Origin of the sequence: Lentzea nigeriaca, from assembly GCF_016907955.1 — a bacterium.
Classification (GTDB): Bacteria; Actinomycetota; Actinomycetes; order Mycobacteriales; family Pseudonocardiaceae; genus Lentzea; species Lentzea nigeriaca.
The window spans coordinates 37,946-54,103 of the sequence record NZ_JAFBCX010000027.1; the positions used below are offsets into that span (position 1 = coordinate 37,946).

At 68.0% G+C, this 16,158-nt stretch carries 12 protein-coding genes; 1 reads left to right on the forward strand and 11 read right to left on the reverse strand.

Annotated features, from left to right (window positions below; genetic code table 11):
• Nucleotides 1-39: 39 nt before the first annotated feature.
• Genes JOD27_RS42625 through JOD27_RS42635 form a run of 3 tightly spaced genes read right to left on the reverse strand, consistent with a single transcriptional unit; the run spans nucleotide 40 to nucleotide 2,574 of the window.
• Complete coding sequence (locus tag JOD27_RS42625; protein WP_204768087.1) at nucleotides 40-885, reverse strand: ABC transporter permease; 846 nt, start codon at nucleotides 883-885, stop codon at nucleotides 40-42.
• A gap of 1 nt (nucleotide 886) precedes the next feature.
• Entirely contained in the window at nucleotides 887-1,660 is a 774-nt protein-coding gene (locus JOD27_RS42630) for an ABC transporter permease (protein ID WP_204768088.1), read from the reverse strand.
• Entirely contained in the window at nucleotides 1,660-2,574 is a 915-nt protein-coding gene (locus JOD27_RS42635; RefSeq protein ID WP_307830650.1) for an ABC transporter ATP-binding protein, read from the reverse strand. Before JOD27_RS42635 ends, JOD27_RS42630 begins: the two co-directional genes overlap by 1 nt.
• A gap of 55 nt (nucleotides 2,575-2,629) precedes the next feature.
• Here JOD27_RS42635 and JOD27_RS42640 point away from each other — a divergent pair, with 55 nt between their 5' ends.
• On the forward strand, nucleotides 2,630-3,214 hold the full coding sequence (locus JOD27_RS42640; RefSeq protein ID WP_204768089.1) for a GNAT family N-acetyltransferase: 585 nt from the start codon (nucleotides 2,630-2,632) through the stop codon (nucleotides 3,212-3,214).
• 163 nt (nucleotides 3,215-3,377) lie between these two features.
• Here the strand turns inward: JOD27_RS42640 and ndk are convergent, their stop codons facing one another.
• The 8 genes from ndk to JOD27_RS42680 form a co-directional block, all read right to left on the reverse strand.
• On the reverse strand, nucleotides 3,378-3,788 hold the full coding sequence (gene ndk, locus JOD27_RS42645; RefSeq protein ID WP_030468130.1) for a nucleoside-diphosphate kinase: 411 nt from the start codon (nucleotides 3,786-3,788) through the stop codon (nucleotides 3,378-3,380).
• Nucleotides 3,789-3,929: 141 nt separating this feature from the next.
• Nucleotides 3,930-5,375 (reverse strand): MFS transporter, encoded by a 1,446-nt coding sequence (locus tag JOD27_RS42650; protein WP_204768090.1) that lies wholly within the window; start codon nucleotides 5,373-5,375, stop codon nucleotides 3,930-3,932.
• Between the two features lie 40 nt (nucleotides 5,376-5,415).
• Nucleotides 5,416-5,898: a MarR family winged helix-turn-helix transcriptional regulator gene (locus tag JOD27_RS42655; protein ID WP_204768091.1), complete on the reverse strand. Its 483-nt coding sequence runs from the start codon at nucleotides 5,896-5,898 to the stop codon at nucleotides 5,416-5,418.
• A gap of 49 nt (nucleotides 5,899-5,947) precedes the next feature.
• Nucleotides 5,948-11,383, reverse strand: coding sequence for a pullulanase-type alpha-1,6-glucosidase (pulA, locus tag JOD27_RS42660; protein WP_204768092.1), 5,436 nt, complete (start codon nucleotides 11,381-11,383; stop codon nucleotides 5,948-5,950).
• A 94-nt stretch (nucleotides 11,384-11,477) separates the two neighbouring features.
• A complete protein-coding gene (locus tag JOD27_RS42665) occupies nucleotides 11,478-12,347 on the reverse strand; it encodes a hypothetical protein (protein ID WP_204768093.1) in 870 nt (289 codons plus the stop codon).
• A gap of 18 nt (nucleotides 12,348-12,365) precedes the next feature.
• The gene (locus tag JOD27_RS42670) at nucleotides 12,366-13,517 is read right to left on the reverse strand and encodes a hypothetical protein (protein WP_204768094.1); all 1,152 of its coding nucleotides are present in this window, start codon (nucleotides 13,515-13,517) and stop codon (nucleotides 12,366-12,368) included.
• Between the two features lie 21 nt (nucleotides 13,518-13,538).
• Nucleotides 13,539-14,561 carry a glycoside hydrolase family protein gene (locus JOD27_RS42675; protein WP_204768095.1) on the reverse strand — a complete coding sequence of 341 codons (1,023 nt, stop codon included), beginning with the start codon at nucleotides 14,559-14,561 and terminating at the stop codon, nucleotides 13,539-13,541.
• Nucleotides 14,562-14,577: 16 nt separating this feature from the next.
• Nucleotides 14,578-16,089 (reverse strand): alkaline phosphatase D family protein, encoded by a 1,512-nt coding sequence (locus tag JOD27_RS42680; RefSeq protein ID WP_204768096.1) that lies wholly within the window; start codon nucleotides 16,087-16,089, stop codon nucleotides 14,578-14,580.
• Nucleotides 16,090-16,158 lie beyond the last annotated feature (69 nt).

A 16,158-nucleotide genomic window follows, 5' to 3' on the forward strand; every position in this document is an offset into this window, starting at 1 on the left:
TCCAGAGTAACGGCCCCTGTGCTAGGCGCCGAATCGCGGTCAGTCCAGCAACAACGACCCCAGCCGCCTCGCCGCCACCACCGTTCCCACGGCCGCCAGCACCGCGAAATAGGCGACGTGGCCGAGCATGCCCCACCCGACGACGCCCAGCGTGAGCCCGCGCATCAGCTCGATGGCGTGGTAGAGCGGCGTCCACGTCACCACGGTCTGCAGCCAGCCGGGGTAGACCGACAGCGGGAAGAACGTCGTGGAGAACAGGAACATCGGCAGCACCGCGAGCTGCACCAGGTCGAAGTCCTGCCACGAACGCATGAACGTCGTCGCCGCCATGCCCACCGCCGCGAACGCGAACGCCACCAGCAGCGCCGCCGGCAGGGCGAGCAACGCCCACGGCGAGGCGATCAGCCCCATCGCGAGCATCACGCCGAGGAAGCCGGCCGAGTACAGCCCGCCCCGCAGCAACGCCCAGGCGATCTCGCCCATCGCGATGTCCAACGGCCCCATCGGCGTGGCCAGCATCGCGTCGTACAACTTGGCGTACTTGAACTTGAAGAACACGTTGAACGTCGCGTCGTACACCGCGCCGTTCATCGCCGACGCCGCCAGCAACGCGGGCGCCACGAACGCCGCATAGCTGACCGGCCGCCCGTCCGGCCCGGCCACCGACGCCACGAACTGCCCGAACCCCAGCCCCAGCGACCACAGGAACAGAATCGGCTCGAACGCCCCGCCGACGAGCACGAACCACCCGCGCCGGTTCACCAGCGCCGACCGTTCCACCAGCGTGCTGGCCCTGCCGCCGTACAGGCCGGGCGGGATGACCCGCCACACCAGCCCCACGCTGGCGGGCGCCGTCTTGTTCGCGGGATCGAGTGTCCGAGTCATGTCACACCGCCAGCCTGCGATAGAAGAACCGAACGGCGAAGAACAGCCCCACCGCGATCATGGCGACCAGGTAGGCGGTGTGCCCGAGCGCGGGCAGCAACCCGAGCGTCCCGAACGTCGCACCCCGCGCGAGCTCGATGCCGTGCCAGGCCGGGGTGAGCCACACCAGCGGCCGCAACCAGTCCGGCAGCTGGCTGACCGGGAAGAACGCCCCGGTGAACAGCGTCATCGGCATGAGCACGAAGCGGAAGATCGTGTTGAAGCTGTCCGGCTTGTCCAACGTCGCGCTGTAGGCGATCAACGGACAGCTGAACGCCAGCCCGGCGAGCGTGGCGAACAGGACGGCCAACCCGATGCCGGGCCCGTTGGCGGCTCCGAGCGCCACCGCGATGCCCACGAACACCACCGACCGCGCGAACAGCTGCGAGGCGATCCACATCACCTGCCCGTAGACCACCTGAGCAGGCGTGATCGGCGTGGCCACCATGCCGATGTACGTCTTCTGCCAGATGAACGACGACATGATCGCGTAAGTCGACTCGAACGTCGCACCCTGCACCGCCGTGATGACGACCAGCGCCGGCGCGAGGTACTGCAGGTACGGCACACCACCGATCAGCGCCGTCGACTGGACCTGCGACCCGAACCCGAGCCCGAGGGCGACCAGGAACAACAGCGGCGACAGAAAACTCGACACCGCCGTGGCCCGCCAGTTGCGCCGGTACCACAACCAGTGCTTCTCGAAGCCGAACCAGGAGGCCCTCAGGGTCTGCATCAGTCCACCAACGTCCTGCCGGTGAGCCTCAGGAACACGTCCTCCAGCGAACTGCGCCTCACCAAGCTCTGAATCGGCTGCACCCCGTGCTCGTGCACCTTGGCAAGCGTGTGCTCTCCGTCCTGCGTGTACAACAGCAACCGATCCGGCAGCACCTCGACCCGCTCGGCGAACCTCTCCAGATCCGGCTTCTCCGCCCCAGGCTGGAACCGCAGCTCCAACACCTCTTTGGTCGAGTACCGGTTGATCAGCTCACCAGGCGACCCTTCAGCCGCGATCCGCCCACCGTCCATCACCACGAGCCGATCGCAGAGCTGCTCGGCCTCATCCATGTAGTGCGTGGTGATGATGAGCGTGACCCCGTCCTGCTTGAGCCGGAACAGCCTGTCCCACAACAGGTGCCGCGCCTGCGGGTCCAACCCGGTGGTCGGCTCGTCGAGCAACAACAACTCGGGATCGTTGACCAACGACCGCGCAATGGTCAGCCGCCGCTTCATCCCCCCGCTGAGCGGCTCGACCTCCTGATCGGCACGGTCCGACAGCTGCGCGAACTCCAGCAACTCCACGGCCTTCTCGCGACACTGCTGCCGCGACATCCCGAAGTACCTTCCATAGATCTGCAGGTTCTGCCGAACCGTCAGCTCAAGGTCCAAGTTGTCCAGCTGCGGCACGACCCCGATCCGCGCCCGAATCCTGGGCCCGTCCCGCTCCGGATCCATGCCGAGGACCTTCAGCTCACCACCGGTGCGCCCCGACACACACGCGATCATCCGCATGGTCGACGACTTGCCAGCCCCGTTCGGCCCGAGAAACCCGAAGGCCTCACCACGCCGCACTTCGACGTCGATGCCACGAACGGCCGCAAACGTCCCGAAGTGCTTGGTCAGCGCCTTGGCCTCGACAAGATGCTCCACTCCCCCGACGTTAACGAACAGGTCCGACAATTTTCGACGCAATTACGATCGCCCCATGCCCGAGATCGAACTGCGGTGGCTGACAGAGGCCGACGACCGGCTGCGCACCGAAATCCACACAGTCGTGCACGACGTAGTCGCAGCAGGCGGCGCCGTCGGCTACCACGAACCACCCTCGTTCGAACGCATCTCCACCTGGCTCGACGGTGTGCTCAAGCAGGTCCGCGAGAACGACGCGGCCTTCGCCGCCGCCTCCGTCGACAACGTCGTGCAGGCAGTGGGTCTGTGGCGACGCGGCACCGCCGTGTTCCAGCACCGCGCAGAAATCCAGCAGGTCATGGCCCACCCGTCAGCGCGTGGCCTGGGCCTCGGCAGGCTGGTGGTGCAGGGCCTGGTGGACCGGGCCCGCGAAGCACGCATCGAAATCGTCAGGCTCGGTGTCCGAGGCAACAACCACGGCGCGATCGAGCTCTACGAGAGCATCGGCTTCCGCGAATACGGCCGCATGCCCAACGCCATCGCCGTAGGAAACGAACGCTGGGACGCGGTGGACATGTACCTACCGCTCGGCTACCCGGAGGGCACGATCCTGAACGGAGCGAGGCCGGGCGGCCTCGGCTCAAGCCCACGCCGATCCTGACCCACACCATTTGGCGTACCGGGCTGGTGGGTCCCGTCACGAGTCGTGCCCGATCGTCTTGCCGCGCCCAGGGAGGGGGACGACCACCCAAGCCGGAGCAGACCCAAACAGGCCAAGACAAACGGCCCCCAGGCCGAAGCCAGGGGGCCGCCGAATCCAACCCTCAGAGGTTGGGGAACCAGATCTTGATCTCCCGCTCAGCCGACTCGGCCGAGTCCGACCCGTGCACGAGGTTGTACTGCACCTCAAGCCCGAAGTCCCCACGAATGGTCCCGGGCGTGGCCTTCTCGACGGGGTCAGTCCCACCGGCGAGCTGACGGAACGCCGGAATGGCCCGAACCCCTTCCACCACGAGCGCCACCAGCGGCCCACCGGTGATGAAGTCGACGAGGTCGTTGTAGAACGGCTTGCCGTCGTGCTCCGCGTAGTGCTGCTCGGCGGTGGCACGGTCAGCGGTCCGCAGCTCCAGTGCGGCGAGCTTGAGCCCCTTGCGCTCGATGCGGGCGATCACCTCACCGACGAGACCACGCTCAACGCCATCGGGCTTGACCAGAACCAGGGTGCGCTCGGACACGACGCCAAACTCCTCAAAACAGGTACGGGAAGTGCCGACAGGGTAGCGAATATGACCGACACGCCGCGTTCGCCCTGCTGGAGACCATCAACCTGGACGACGCACCGAGGACGCCCGGATACGAGTCGAGCCGGCCGAGCACTAGTGCACGAGCACCGGCTGGTTCTCCTCGCGGTCGACGGTCACCTGCCGCAGCACGAACACCGCGAGGCCCAGAGCCACGGCCACCAGGGCGGCGCTGATCCAGAACGCCAGGTGGAAACCCGAGGTCAGCGCCTCCAGGCGGCCGACGCCGGACGCCAGCAGGCCGGAGGTGTGGGTGGTCGAGGTGGTGGCGAGCACTGCCAGGCCAAGAGCGCCGCCGACCTGCGCGGTCGTGTTCACCAGGCCCGAGGCCAGGCCTGCCTCGTCGTGCGCGGCGCCGGACATCGCCAGGCTCATCAGCGCCGGGAACGACAGGCCCAGGCCGATGCCCAGCGGCGCCACCGCCGGGAGGATGTCCGTGAGGTACGAGCCGTCGACCGGCACCTGCGTGAACACCAGCATGCCGACCAGCATGAACACGAGGCCCACGATCAGCATGTTCCGTTCGCCGAAGCGGGAGTTCAGGCGTGCAGACAGCGACACCGAGAACACCGCGATGGCGCCCGCGACCGGCATGAAGGCCAGGCCGATCTGCAACGGCGTGTACGACAGCACGAGCTGCATGTACAGCGTGCCGAGGAAGAACAGGCCGAACATGCCCGCGACCATGGAGATCTGCACCAGGTTCGCACCGGTCACGTTGCGGGAACGGAACACCCGCAACGGCAGCAGCGGCTTCGCAGCGGTCCGTTGCCTCACCACGAAACCGGCCAGCAGCGCCAGCGCCACCGCGCCCAGGCCGAGCGTCTGGAGCGAGCCGAAGCCGTAGTGCTCCGCCTTCACGATCGTGTACACGCCGAGCATCACCGCGGCGACGATCAGCAGCGCGCCCAGCACGTCCGCGCCCTCGCGCAGGCCGAGCCCCTCCGAGGAAGGAACCAGGCGGACAGCGGCCACCGCCGCGACGACGCCGATCGGGATGTTCACGAAGAAGATCCAGTGCCACGACATGGCGTCCGTGAGCACGCCACCGAGCAACAGGCCGATGGACGCGCCCGCCGCCGCCACGAAGCTGAAGATGCCGATGGCGCGCCTCTGCTCGTTCGGCTCGGGGAACATCGTCACGACCATGCCCAGCGTCACGGACGTGGCCAGTGCACCGCCCGCACCCTGCACGAACCTCGAGACGATCAGCATCTCGGAGCTGAACGACACGCCGCACAGCAGCGACGCGACCGTGAAGACGCCGAGGCCGATCAGGAACACCTTCTTGTGCCCGATCAGGTCGCCGAGGCGACCGGCGAGCAGCAGCAGACCGCCGTAGGCGATCAGATACGCGTTGACGACCCAGGCCAGACCGGCCTGGCCGAACTTGAGGTCTTCTTCGATCGCGGGCAGCGCGACGTTCACGATCGTCTGGTCGAGAACGATCATCAGCATGCCCGCGCACAGGACGATCAGCGCCAGCCAGCGCGCGTCCGTCTTCGGTCCCCCTGGAGTCATAAGAGGAACCGTAGCAGATAGTTTTGTACGGGACTATCTCTTACCCAACGGCATGACGCAGAGCACGCTTGCGCGGCGGCTTCTCGCACGGCACCGGAGTGCCCAACCGGCCTTCGACCAGCCTCGTCAGGCCGTTGACCATGCCGACACGCTCGTCGTCCGGCAACGAGCCCAGCACGCTGCCGACGACCTCCCGGTACATGTCGTCGGCCTTCGCCACGATCGCGCGGCCGGCCTCCGTCACGACCACGACACGGGCACGACGGTCGGTCGGCGACGGCTTGCGCTCGGCGTAACCAGCGGTTTCGAGCGCGTCCATCGTCACGACCATGGTCGTCTTGTCGATGTCGACGATGTCGGCGATCTCGGTCTGCGTGAGGTCCGCGTCCAACGCGTTGGACAGCACGCAGCGGGCTCGCGGAGTCAGTCCGATCTCCGCGAACCTCGCCGTAAGTTCGGTTTCCAGTGCGTGTGCCGTCCGATGCAGCAGCATCATCAGGTCAGTGCACCCCGTCGCGCCCATGGCACCACGATACCAAACTAGTCTAGAACCAAACTATTTCTCAGCGGAACTATCGCTCCAGTACGACGACCGAGCGAGCAGCCCCTGCCTTCTTCTCCCTGGTCAACGGCTTCCAGTCACCGGCAGGCAGCGCGACGGCCTTGTCCGTCGGGTACGGGTTGATCACCACGAGCAGGCCCCGGCGACCCGCGTCCACGTCCGGCCCGACCGTGTCGTCGATGTGCATGACGATCACGCCGGACTCGGCGGACGGGAACGACACCTTCTGCTGCACCAGGTCGGCGTTGCCGAGCGAGAACAGCGGCGACGACTGGCGGATCCGCAGCAGCTCCAGCGTGGCGTCCAACGAGGCCCTCATGTCCGCCGACGACGGCTTCGCCATGCCCAGCAACGGTTTCGCGTACGGCCACTTCGACTCGTTGTCGGCCTTGGGTGGCAGTCCACGACCGAAACCGTTGTCGCGCAACGACGGGTCGTAGGAGTTGAACCAGTCACCGGAGTCGAAGCTGTTGCGGTCCAGCGACTTCGAGCGCAGGAACTCGCTGCCCGCGTGCACGAACGGCCGTCCCTGCCCGAGCAGCACCGGCGCCAGCGCGACCGTCTGCATCCTCACTCGATCCGCCGCGGACGTCGAAGGCTTCAGCTTGTAGGTCAACGCGTCGAACAACGTCTCGTTGTCGTGCGCGTCGACGTACGTGATCGCCTCCAGCGGCTGCCCGGTGTAGCCGGCGGGCGTGCCGTTGTACTTCACGTCCCGCCCGGAGACCACGGGCCCGGCCGTCGACTGGAACCGGTAGGACGCCATGTTGCCCGCCATGCCCAGCTTCACCAGGTCGCTGTAGTTCTCCAGCCGCCCAGCCACATCGCCGTTGGCGGGCGAGGAGTTCACGTCCCCGGCCAGGCCGGAACCGAGGCCCTGCACGCGCGGGTCGTCGTCGAACGGACCGCCGCCGCGCACCGCGTCACGCAACCGGTCGCTGAACGTGCCGACGCCCGTGCCCGCCATGTTCGCCTGCGTGGCCTGCTCGAACCGGGCGTTGCCCGCGACCTCGCCGAAGTCCCAGCCCTCGCCGTAGATGCCGATCTTGCGTCCGTCCACGCCGTCCTTCTCCACGGTCAACGCGTCCAGAGCCGCCCGCACCGCCAGGATGTTCGCCTTCGGATGGTGCCCCATCAGGTCGAACCGGAACCCGTCGACCTTGTAGTTGCGCGCCCACCGCACCACGGAGTCCACGACGAGCTTGCCCATCATGGCGTTCTCGGTCGCGGTGTTCGCGCAGCATGTGGAGTTCGCGACCGAGCCGTCGAGGTTGAGCCGCTGGTAGTAGCCGGGCACGACCTTGTCGAGCACGGACGTCGGCGCGTCGCCGAACGCCGCCGTGTGGTTGTAGACCACGTCCACGACCACGCGGTTGCCGTTGTCGTGCAACGACTTCACCATCTCGCGGTACTGCTTCGACCGCGCCCAGCCGTTCTGCGCGTCCGCCGTGGCGTACGAGCCTTCTGGCACGTCGTAGTGGAACGGGTCGTAGCCCCAGTTGAAGCCGTCCTTCGCGGCCACCGCCCCCACGCACGCCTGCTGGTCCGGGGAGTCCGGAGCCATCGACGGCAGGTCGCACGCGGGTGTGGCCTGCTCCGAGCGCTTCTCGGGAATCGTCGCGATGTCGAACGTCGGCAGCAGGTGCACGGTGTCCATGCCCGCGGCAGCCAGCGCGTTGAGGTGCTTCATGCCCACGGAGTCGCGGTGCGTGAACGCCTTGTACGTGCCGCGTTCCGCCGCGGGGACGGACTGGTCGTTGATCGAGAAGTCCCGCACGTGCAGCTCGGTGATCGCGCCACCGATACCGCGCGCGACATCGCGGGACCAGCCCCGCGGCATCGTCCGGCCGTCCTTCAGGTCGGCGAACTGCGAGTGCGTCGAGTTCACCGCCAACGCGACCGAGTACGGGTCGGTGACCACGACCGTGCGCTGCCAGTCGGTGACCTCGAACTGGTAGTACCTGTCCTTCCAGTTGCCCTTGGCCGACCAGGAGCCCGACGCGTCGTCGCGCCTGAGGTCCACGACCTTGACCGGCTCGCCGGACGGCTGGTCGAACAACCGCAGCTTCACCGACTTGGCGGTGGGCGCCCACAGCCGCACGGTCACGCGGTCATGCTCGAAGGTCGGCCCGTACGTCAGTTTCGTTGCCTCAGCGGCATAACGGTCGTCCAGCACACCCGCGATCTGCACTCCGGTGCGGTGCCGGATCGCGCCGCCCGCGTCGACGTGCACGGCGGAGAGCTTGTCCCGCAACGCCTCGTCGACGAACCCGCGCACCGCGAACACCGGCTTTCCCTTGAGGTGCGGGAACTTCGCCGGTACCTCCTCGGTGGTCGGCGACAGCCGCAGCACCCGTGTGCCGTATTCGAGCCGGTAGCCGTCGGACTGGATGGCCGGCACGTCCCAGACGACCTTGTCCTTGGCGATCCAGATCGCCTTGGCCCTGGTCAGGTCGTCATCGGCGGCAGGGCCGGCGTTGGTCGGCAGCAGGTAGGTCTCCTTGCCCTGCAACTGCCACACCTCGTTCCCCTTCTGGCCCAGGTCGAGGAACTGGTCGGTTCCGGGGTCCTTGGTGTCGCCGCGGTGGACGATGTAGCTCAGGCCCGCGGCACCAGCCGCGAGCGGCACGGACCAGTACACGCCGAACTGGTCGCGCCCGTCCGGCACTCGCGACTGGTTCCAGCCCGGCGACGGCTCCGCGGACCCCGTCCAGTGGTACATGGTCCAGCCCGCCGAAGTACGTGTCTCAGCTGAGGCGGCATCCAATCCTGTGTAGTCGCCGTCCGCGCGGTGGTAGTGGATCACCGCCCGGTTCTCCGCGGCGGCCTTCGTAGCGTGCACCTTCCCACTGGCCACCCACGAGTGGCCACTGGTGAACTTGCCGGAAGCCTCGACGGTGGTGCCGCGCACGACGGAGAAGTCGGAGGTGGGCGGGAGTTCCGCAACGCCGCTGGTGAACGGCACGTCCGGTCGTCCGGCGACGCGCACGACGGCCCCGGTGGCGTCACCGAGGTAGTGCACGACCGCCTTGCCGGTGGCCTCCTGCTCGGACGGGTGCACCGGGGTCTGCCCCTGTTTCAGCCACACCTCGGGCGTCACGCTGGGATCGACGAACCTGTCGGCCGAGGTGTCCTTCTCGTCGCCCTTGTGCGCGATGATCCCGACGGACTTCGCGCCCGGCTTCAGCTTGATCCACGCGAAGCGCCCGTAGGCGTCCTCACCCGCGAACGGCAGCGGAGCGTTCCAGTCGACCGGCGTCTCGATGTCGCCCCACGCGTGCAGGCCCCAGCCGTCGTAGTTGTCCCGCTGGTAGTGCACGACCAGCCAGTCCGGGTTCTTCGTGCCCGGCTCCTGCACCGGCGGGGCGGCCACCAGCGACACGAACGCGCCGTCCGCGCCGATCTCGCCGGACTTCGCGACCACCCGCAGCTCGACCCGCTTGCCGACCGCCGCGCCAGGAAGTGCCGAAAGGTCAGCGAAAACCCGGTACGGAGCGGCGTCGTCGGTGCCGAGGATCGTCCAGTCCTGCCCTTCGACGCGGGCCGCGAAAGTGGCCGCCGCGTTGGGCGCGCCGATGCCGTCCGCGCGAAGCTCGACCCGCTTGTCCAGCACGGTTCCGGTGGCCGGAGCGACCAGCACGGGCGAGGGCTTGGAAGCCGCGACGTCGCTGGTTCCCTTGAGCACCAACGACGACAGCGCGGGCACGGTCACCGTGACGCGGCCGTTCTGCACCTGCGCGTTCTCGAAGGCGGTCGAGGACACGGGAATCGTCACGGTCGCGGGCGAGGTGCCCGCGTTGGCCACGACCAGCTTCTCCCGGCCGAGGATGCGGCTGAACGCGAACACGTCACCGTCGGCGTAGCGCAGGACCTGGTTGCCGTCACGCCACACCGGGTCCTGGTCGACCTGCGCGGCCAGCGCCTTGAGCTGTTGGTAGAGAGGGTGCGAGGTGTTGTAGTTGTCCTGCGCGCCGGTGCGGTCGGAGCCGATCAGCTTCTCCGCCCGGTACTCCGGTGTCCGGGAGGCGAACATGTCCTGCCGCGCCAGCTTGTCGCCGCCCGTGCCGGCGAAGCCCTGCTCGTCGCCGTAGTAGACGACCGGGTTGCCGCGCCACAGGTACATCAGCGTGTTGCCGAGCTTGAGCCGTTGCAGCAGCTCGTCGTCGGAGATGCCCGGCCGGTCGTTGCGGATCATCCACGCGACCCGGCCCATGTCGTGGTTGCCGAGGAACGTCGGCAGCGACGAGGCGTTGGAGTCGGCGTCGGTGTAGCGGTCGTCGTCGAGCAGCACCTCGCCGAGCCGCTGGGAACCCCTGCCGGACAGGAAGCTCACGGCGCTGCTCTGGAACGGGAAGTCGAGCGTGGCCTGCATGCGCCCGGTCGTCGTGTACTTCGACGTGTTCTCCGGTGACGAGTCGAAGACCTCGCCGAACACGAAGAAGTCCTTCTTGCCCTTGCGGTTCGCGTACTGCTTCACGTGCGGGGCGAGCGCCTGCCAGAACTCGAGGTTGACGTGCTTGACCGTGTCGACGCGGTAGCCGTCGATGTCGAGCGTGTCGATCCAGCTGGTGAAGATGTCCTTCATGCCGTTGACCACGCGCGGGTGCTCGGTCATGAGGTCGTCGAGGCCGGAGAAGTCGCCCTGCTCGCTCGACTCGCCGGTGAACGTCGAGTCGCCGCGGTTGTGGTAGAGCGTGGAGTCGTTGAGCCACAACGGAAACTTGGTCGGGCCGTCCTTGACCGGCGTGTACGGGAAGGACTTCTTGGCGTCGAGCTTCGGGAAGTCCTTGCGACCCGCGTAATCGGCGATGTCGAACGCCTTGCCGTCGGCGTCCAGGTATGGCTGCGCGCCCGTGGACACGTACGCGGTCTTGCCCTCGGCGTACTTGATCACGTCGGCGGTGTGGTTCGCGACGATGTCGAAGAACACCTTGATGCCACGCCGGTGCGCGTCGCGGATCAGGTCGCGCATCTCCTGCGTGGTGCCGAAGTGCGGGTCGAGCTTGGTGAAGTCGACGGTCCAGTAGCCGTGGTAGGCAGCGGAATCGCCCTGCACCCAGCGGTTGAGGAACATCGGCGTCATCCAGATCGCCGTGATGCCCATGCCGTCGAGGTAGTCGAGCTTCCCGCGCAGGCCCTTGAGGTCGCCGCCGTGGTAGAAGCCCTTGTCGGCCGGGTCGAACCCGTTCTCGGCGCTGGTCGAGCGGCCGCGGTCGTTGCTCGGGTCGCCGTTCGCGAACCGGTCGGGCATCACGAAGTAGAAGCGCTCACCCCGCAGGTCGTCGCGCTTGGGCGGCAACGCGAGTTTCACGTCCCCGTCGCGCACACCGGGCGCTATGTCCACCACCTCCCCCACGGCCAGGCGTTGCTTCGGTTGAGCAACGGCCTGGACCGGTGTGAGAGGCAGCAGAACCAATGCAGCGAGCGCGGCGACGACCCGACGCATCGCGACCTCCTTGTCGCAACTTCTTGCAGGGTTGCTGCACGAAACCACGACAAACGGCGGGAAACAATACGTCGGACTCTGCAAATATTTGCGATCAGCGCGTTGGCCGGTGGTACGTCGGCACCACGTGCAGCGGGTGGATCCCCCAGTCGTTGATCGCCTCCAACGCCAACGGCCCGAGCCCGATGACGTTGCTCGCCGACGCCGGTCCCTCCAGCGTCGGAAGCCCGTTGAACGACGTGTTCGTCGACGGCGCCGGCGAGGCGGAGGCAATCGCCTGAGGGTCGTCGTCGAAGAGGCCCATCACCGCGAGCAGCACGTACGGGTCCTGCTTCAGCTCGTTCTCCAGCCGCTCGACGTAGATGTACTCGCCGCGTTTCGCCGCGCCGAACACCGCCCGGCCGAGCCGTTCGAACGACTCCTTGCACGCCTCCGGCGTGGCCGCGGCCATCGCCTCCTCCGCCGACACCCGCACCAGCGTCGTCTTGCTGCCCTTCGTCGAGCCGTCCTGGCCGTAGCGGTGGGGAATCAGCGTGTCGCCGGTGCGCGGGTCGATCAGCAGGACGTCACGGAACCGATGTCCTGGCGAATGGGTGCGCGCCATGAGGCCGAACCCGATCCAGAACTCCAGCTTGTCGTCGGGCAGGCGCCAGTACGTCCGCTGCTCGCCCTGCCGCAACGCGATGTAACCGCCGACGGCGATGCCCGGCACCGCCTGCACCGGCGTGCCGGTGAACATCGCGCGTGCCTCGTCGGTGAGGCTCTCCGGAGTGCCCTGCGACTCGATGCCGTCGCCGTAGCGGTTGAAGGTGATCGCCATCTCCAGCGGGTGCGGCCCCCACTCCAGCATCGCGGACAGCGCCAGTTCGCCGATGCCCTGGACCGTTTCCCGCGAGACCGGCGCGTTGATGCCGGAACTGCCCTTGAACGGCGTGTTCTCGGACGGCGTCGGCTTGCACGACACGAGGACGATTTCCTCGTCTTAGTGGTTCTGCAGAGCCATCATCGCGAACGGCTCGACCCGCTCGCCCTGGTTCACGACGGGTTCGAGGGTGAGGTACTCCCGGCGGCCGTCCGCCACCTCGATCATCCGGCCGACCCAGCGGTAAGCCTCCTTGAGCGCCTCGGGCGTGACAGCCGCGTGGGCCTCTTCCCTGCTGACCGGGATGAGCTGGGTCTGGACGCCGAGCGAGGCCCCGTCCGTCATGAACCGGTCCATCATCAGCGCCTGGCCGGTCCGCTCGTCGATCATGATCACGTCGCGGAAGCGGCCCTCGCTCAGCGGGGAGCGGGACAGGGTGCCCCTCGCCAGCCTGCTCTGGAGGTGACCGTCGGGGAGCTTCCAGTACGTCATGCGTTCGCCGATCTGCAGGACGACGTGGCCGCCTACCGGTACGCCGCAGACCGCCGTGGTGAGCTGGGCGTTGAAGATCGCGGCGACCTCGGGAGGGAGGTCCTGGGATGGCGGGGCTTGGGGCGGCGGAGCTTGCGGCGCGGCCTGGGGCGGTACTGCCTGAGGCGGCAAGGCTTGGACCGGAGCCGGGACGTTCGGCCGGAACGGCGGCAGGGCGGCGAACAGCGGGTCCAGCCGTCCGGTCCGCACGACGTGGTGGGCCCAGGCCCGTGCGCGGGAGAGCGGGTGGTCGGGGAACCTGCTGTCGAACCGCGGGTCGTCGCCCGCGTGGAACGGCAACCGGCCCTGCAGCTGCGGCGCGTACGGGTGCGGCATGACCCACCGCTCGAACCCGACCTCGGGCGCGAGCACTCCCTCGCGCGTGCCCGTGACCGGACCTTCCACCGCGATGAGCTGCAACACCGCGCTGCAGGTCGCCTTCGGCACCGTGAACGAGCACAGGAACGCCTGCCCGGCAGGCCGGTTCGGCAGCGGCACCTTGATGATCCGCAGCAGTGCGGGCACACCGGCGAGCTGGACGACGTGCGCCTCGATGAGGCAGCCGTCCTGGCCGTGGATCACGGCGAGGTCGTGCCTCAGCTTGCGCAGGTCGTCCAGCCCGGCCGGCAGGTCCGGGACCAGGTTGTAGTAGGTCAGGTTGACGCGGTCACCGTTGGTGGGGTGCGACCAGTTGCTCTGGTCCTGCTGCTGGAAACCGGCGGTGTCGAACGAGATGGGCACCCACCGACCCTATGGTGATCTTCAGATGGACGTGGTCGCTTTCCACAGCTCGTACGTGTAGAGCGACGCGGGATGCGGACCGACGAGCCCCACGGTGTAGACGGCCGTCACGGAGTTCGAGGACGGCAGCGTGCCGTACACCGTGCGCACCAATCCGGCGTTGTGGTTGCGTGGGTAGCCGGTCTGGTCCTGGCCGATGGTCCCGATCGACGTCCACGTGCCCTTGCCCGCCCACATGTCCCCGCCGCGCAGGGCAACGACCTCCACCCGTTCCGAGATGAAGTCCGGATGCCCGACCGGCCGCGGACCGGCTTCGCGGATCGCGACGAACCTGTCGTTCGGCGGGTCGTAGGCGACGTCGAAGTTGTGCAGACCGCGGTCGGCCAGGCCGTCGTTGGTGATCGGCACCTTCTGCCTGACGACCGGGTTGCTCATGTCGCCCAGGGTCAGGTGCCGGAAGTACGCCTGCGTCCTGCCGTCACCACCCTCGGTGTAGAACAGCATGATCTCGCCGGTGTTCGGGTTGATCGTCGTGGCGCTGGGCTGGCCGGCGCCCCACGCCTGCGGGTCGCTGAACGGCGTGCGCACGATCGGCTCCGGGTACTTGACCCACGGGCCGCCCAGCGCGTTCGCGAAGGCCACGCCGATCTGGTTGCGCGAGTTGGGCAGATCGGTGCCCAGGAAGAACATCACGTACCGGTAGGCGGTCCCGCCGTAGTTGACGTTCGCCGCCACCACGGTGGGGTCGCAGACGTGCTGCGAGTCCCAGCCGGAGCCGGGACGCACGACGTCGTGGTCCTCACCGCCGATGCGGGTGAAGAACACGTGGTCGTCGATCTGACCGTTCACCTTGTTGTGGCAGGTGTAGACGTACGTCTGCGCGCCGTCGGCGATCACCGACGGCGCGTAGGCGTACATCTGGCGCCCGCTCGGGGCGTAGAACGGTTCTGGCGTGCTCCACGACGCGCCGGAGCCCGCCGACGCGGACGTGGGCACGACGAGAAGGGCGGTGAGGGCCACCGCCACGGCTGCTTTGCGCATCATCCCCCCAGATGAGTGTTCAGCGTTGTGCCCTCAACGTAGTCGACCACAGCGACTTTCCGGTGGCGTCACGCAGCCACACCGTGAGCTCGTGGCGGTTCGCCTGCACCTCGCCGAAGTGCTGGAACCCGTCCAGCGGTGAGGTGTTGGGGGCGGGCGGCGCGTGCACGAACAGGGCCTGCGGGCCGAACGTCGGGTCGAGCGTGTTCGGGCCGAACGCACCGGCGTGTGCCGGGCCGGACACGAACTCCCAGAACGGGTCGAAGTCGCCGACGGCCGCGCGGTCCGGGGAGTAGTGGTGGGCGGCGGTGTAGTGGACGTCCGCGGTGAGCCACACGGCGTTCCTGACGCGGCGCTTCTGGAGTTCGCGCAGCACCCAGGCGATCTCGTGCTCGCGGCCGTTGGGCGCGCCCGGCAGGCCGTTCGCCACGCCCTCGATGTCGGTGCCGTCCGGGACGGTGAGGCCGATGGGCAGGTCCGCGGCGATGATCTTCCACGTGGCGGTGCTGCGGGACAGCTCGCGGACGAGCCACTGGGCCTGCTTCGCGCCGAGGATCACGCCCGGCTGGTCCCTGGGCGAGGTGTTCTTGTCCTTGTAGGTGCGCATGTCGAGCACGAAGATCTCGACGTTGCGGCCGTAGGCGAACTTCCGGTAGACGCGGCCGTCGACAGCGCGCTGCCGGTCGATCGGCATCCACTCGTGGAACGCCTGGAAAGCCCGCTGCGCCAGCACGTCGACGCGCTTCTCGGTGTACTGCGGCAGGTCGAGGATCTCGCCGGGGTACCAGTTGTTGAGCACCTCGTGGTCGTCCCACTGGGCGAAGATCGGGACCTGGGCCGCGAAGCGCTTGAGGTTCTCGTCGAGCAGGTTGTAGGCGAACTGGCCGCGGTACTCGTCGAGGGTTTCGGCCACTTTGGACTTCTCGGGCGTGACCACGTTGCGCCAGATCCTGCCGTCCGCGAGGGTGACCGTCTCCTTGAGAGGGTTGTCGGAGTAGACGCTGTCACCACTGTGGACGAAGAAGTCGGGGCGGCGGTCGGCCATGGCCTTGAAGATCGGCATGCCGCCGAGGTCAGGGTTGATGCCCCAGCCCTGGCCGGCGACGTCACCCGACCACACGAACCGCACCTCGTCGCGGCCGAGCGGGGCGGTGGTGAAGCTGCCGGTGACGGGCTCGCTGCAGGTGCGGCCGTCCAGGTCCTCTGCCGTGACGCGGTAGTGGGCGGTGCGGCCCGGCAGCAGGTGGCCGACCCTGACCTGGCCGGTGCCGCCCGTCTCCGGCGTGAGCAGCGGGCCGCGGATGTGGCGGGAGAAGCGGAAGTCCGGGTCGTTGGACACCTCGACGAGCATCCGCGCCGGACGGTCCGCTCGGGTCCAGACGATGGCGCCGTCGAAGGTGACGTCACCGGACTGCACACCGTGGGTCAGAACCGGGCGGCCGGTCTTCGCGAGGCCGATACCCGTAGGCACCAGCGCCGCTGCCGTGCCGAATGCGCCTGCCTTGAACAACGTGCGACGGTCGAAGGTCATGCGCGGTTTCTAGCCGCCCGTTCTGACCGACGGCCGAACCCGAGATGAACTTCAGCAGCGCTCGTCGGT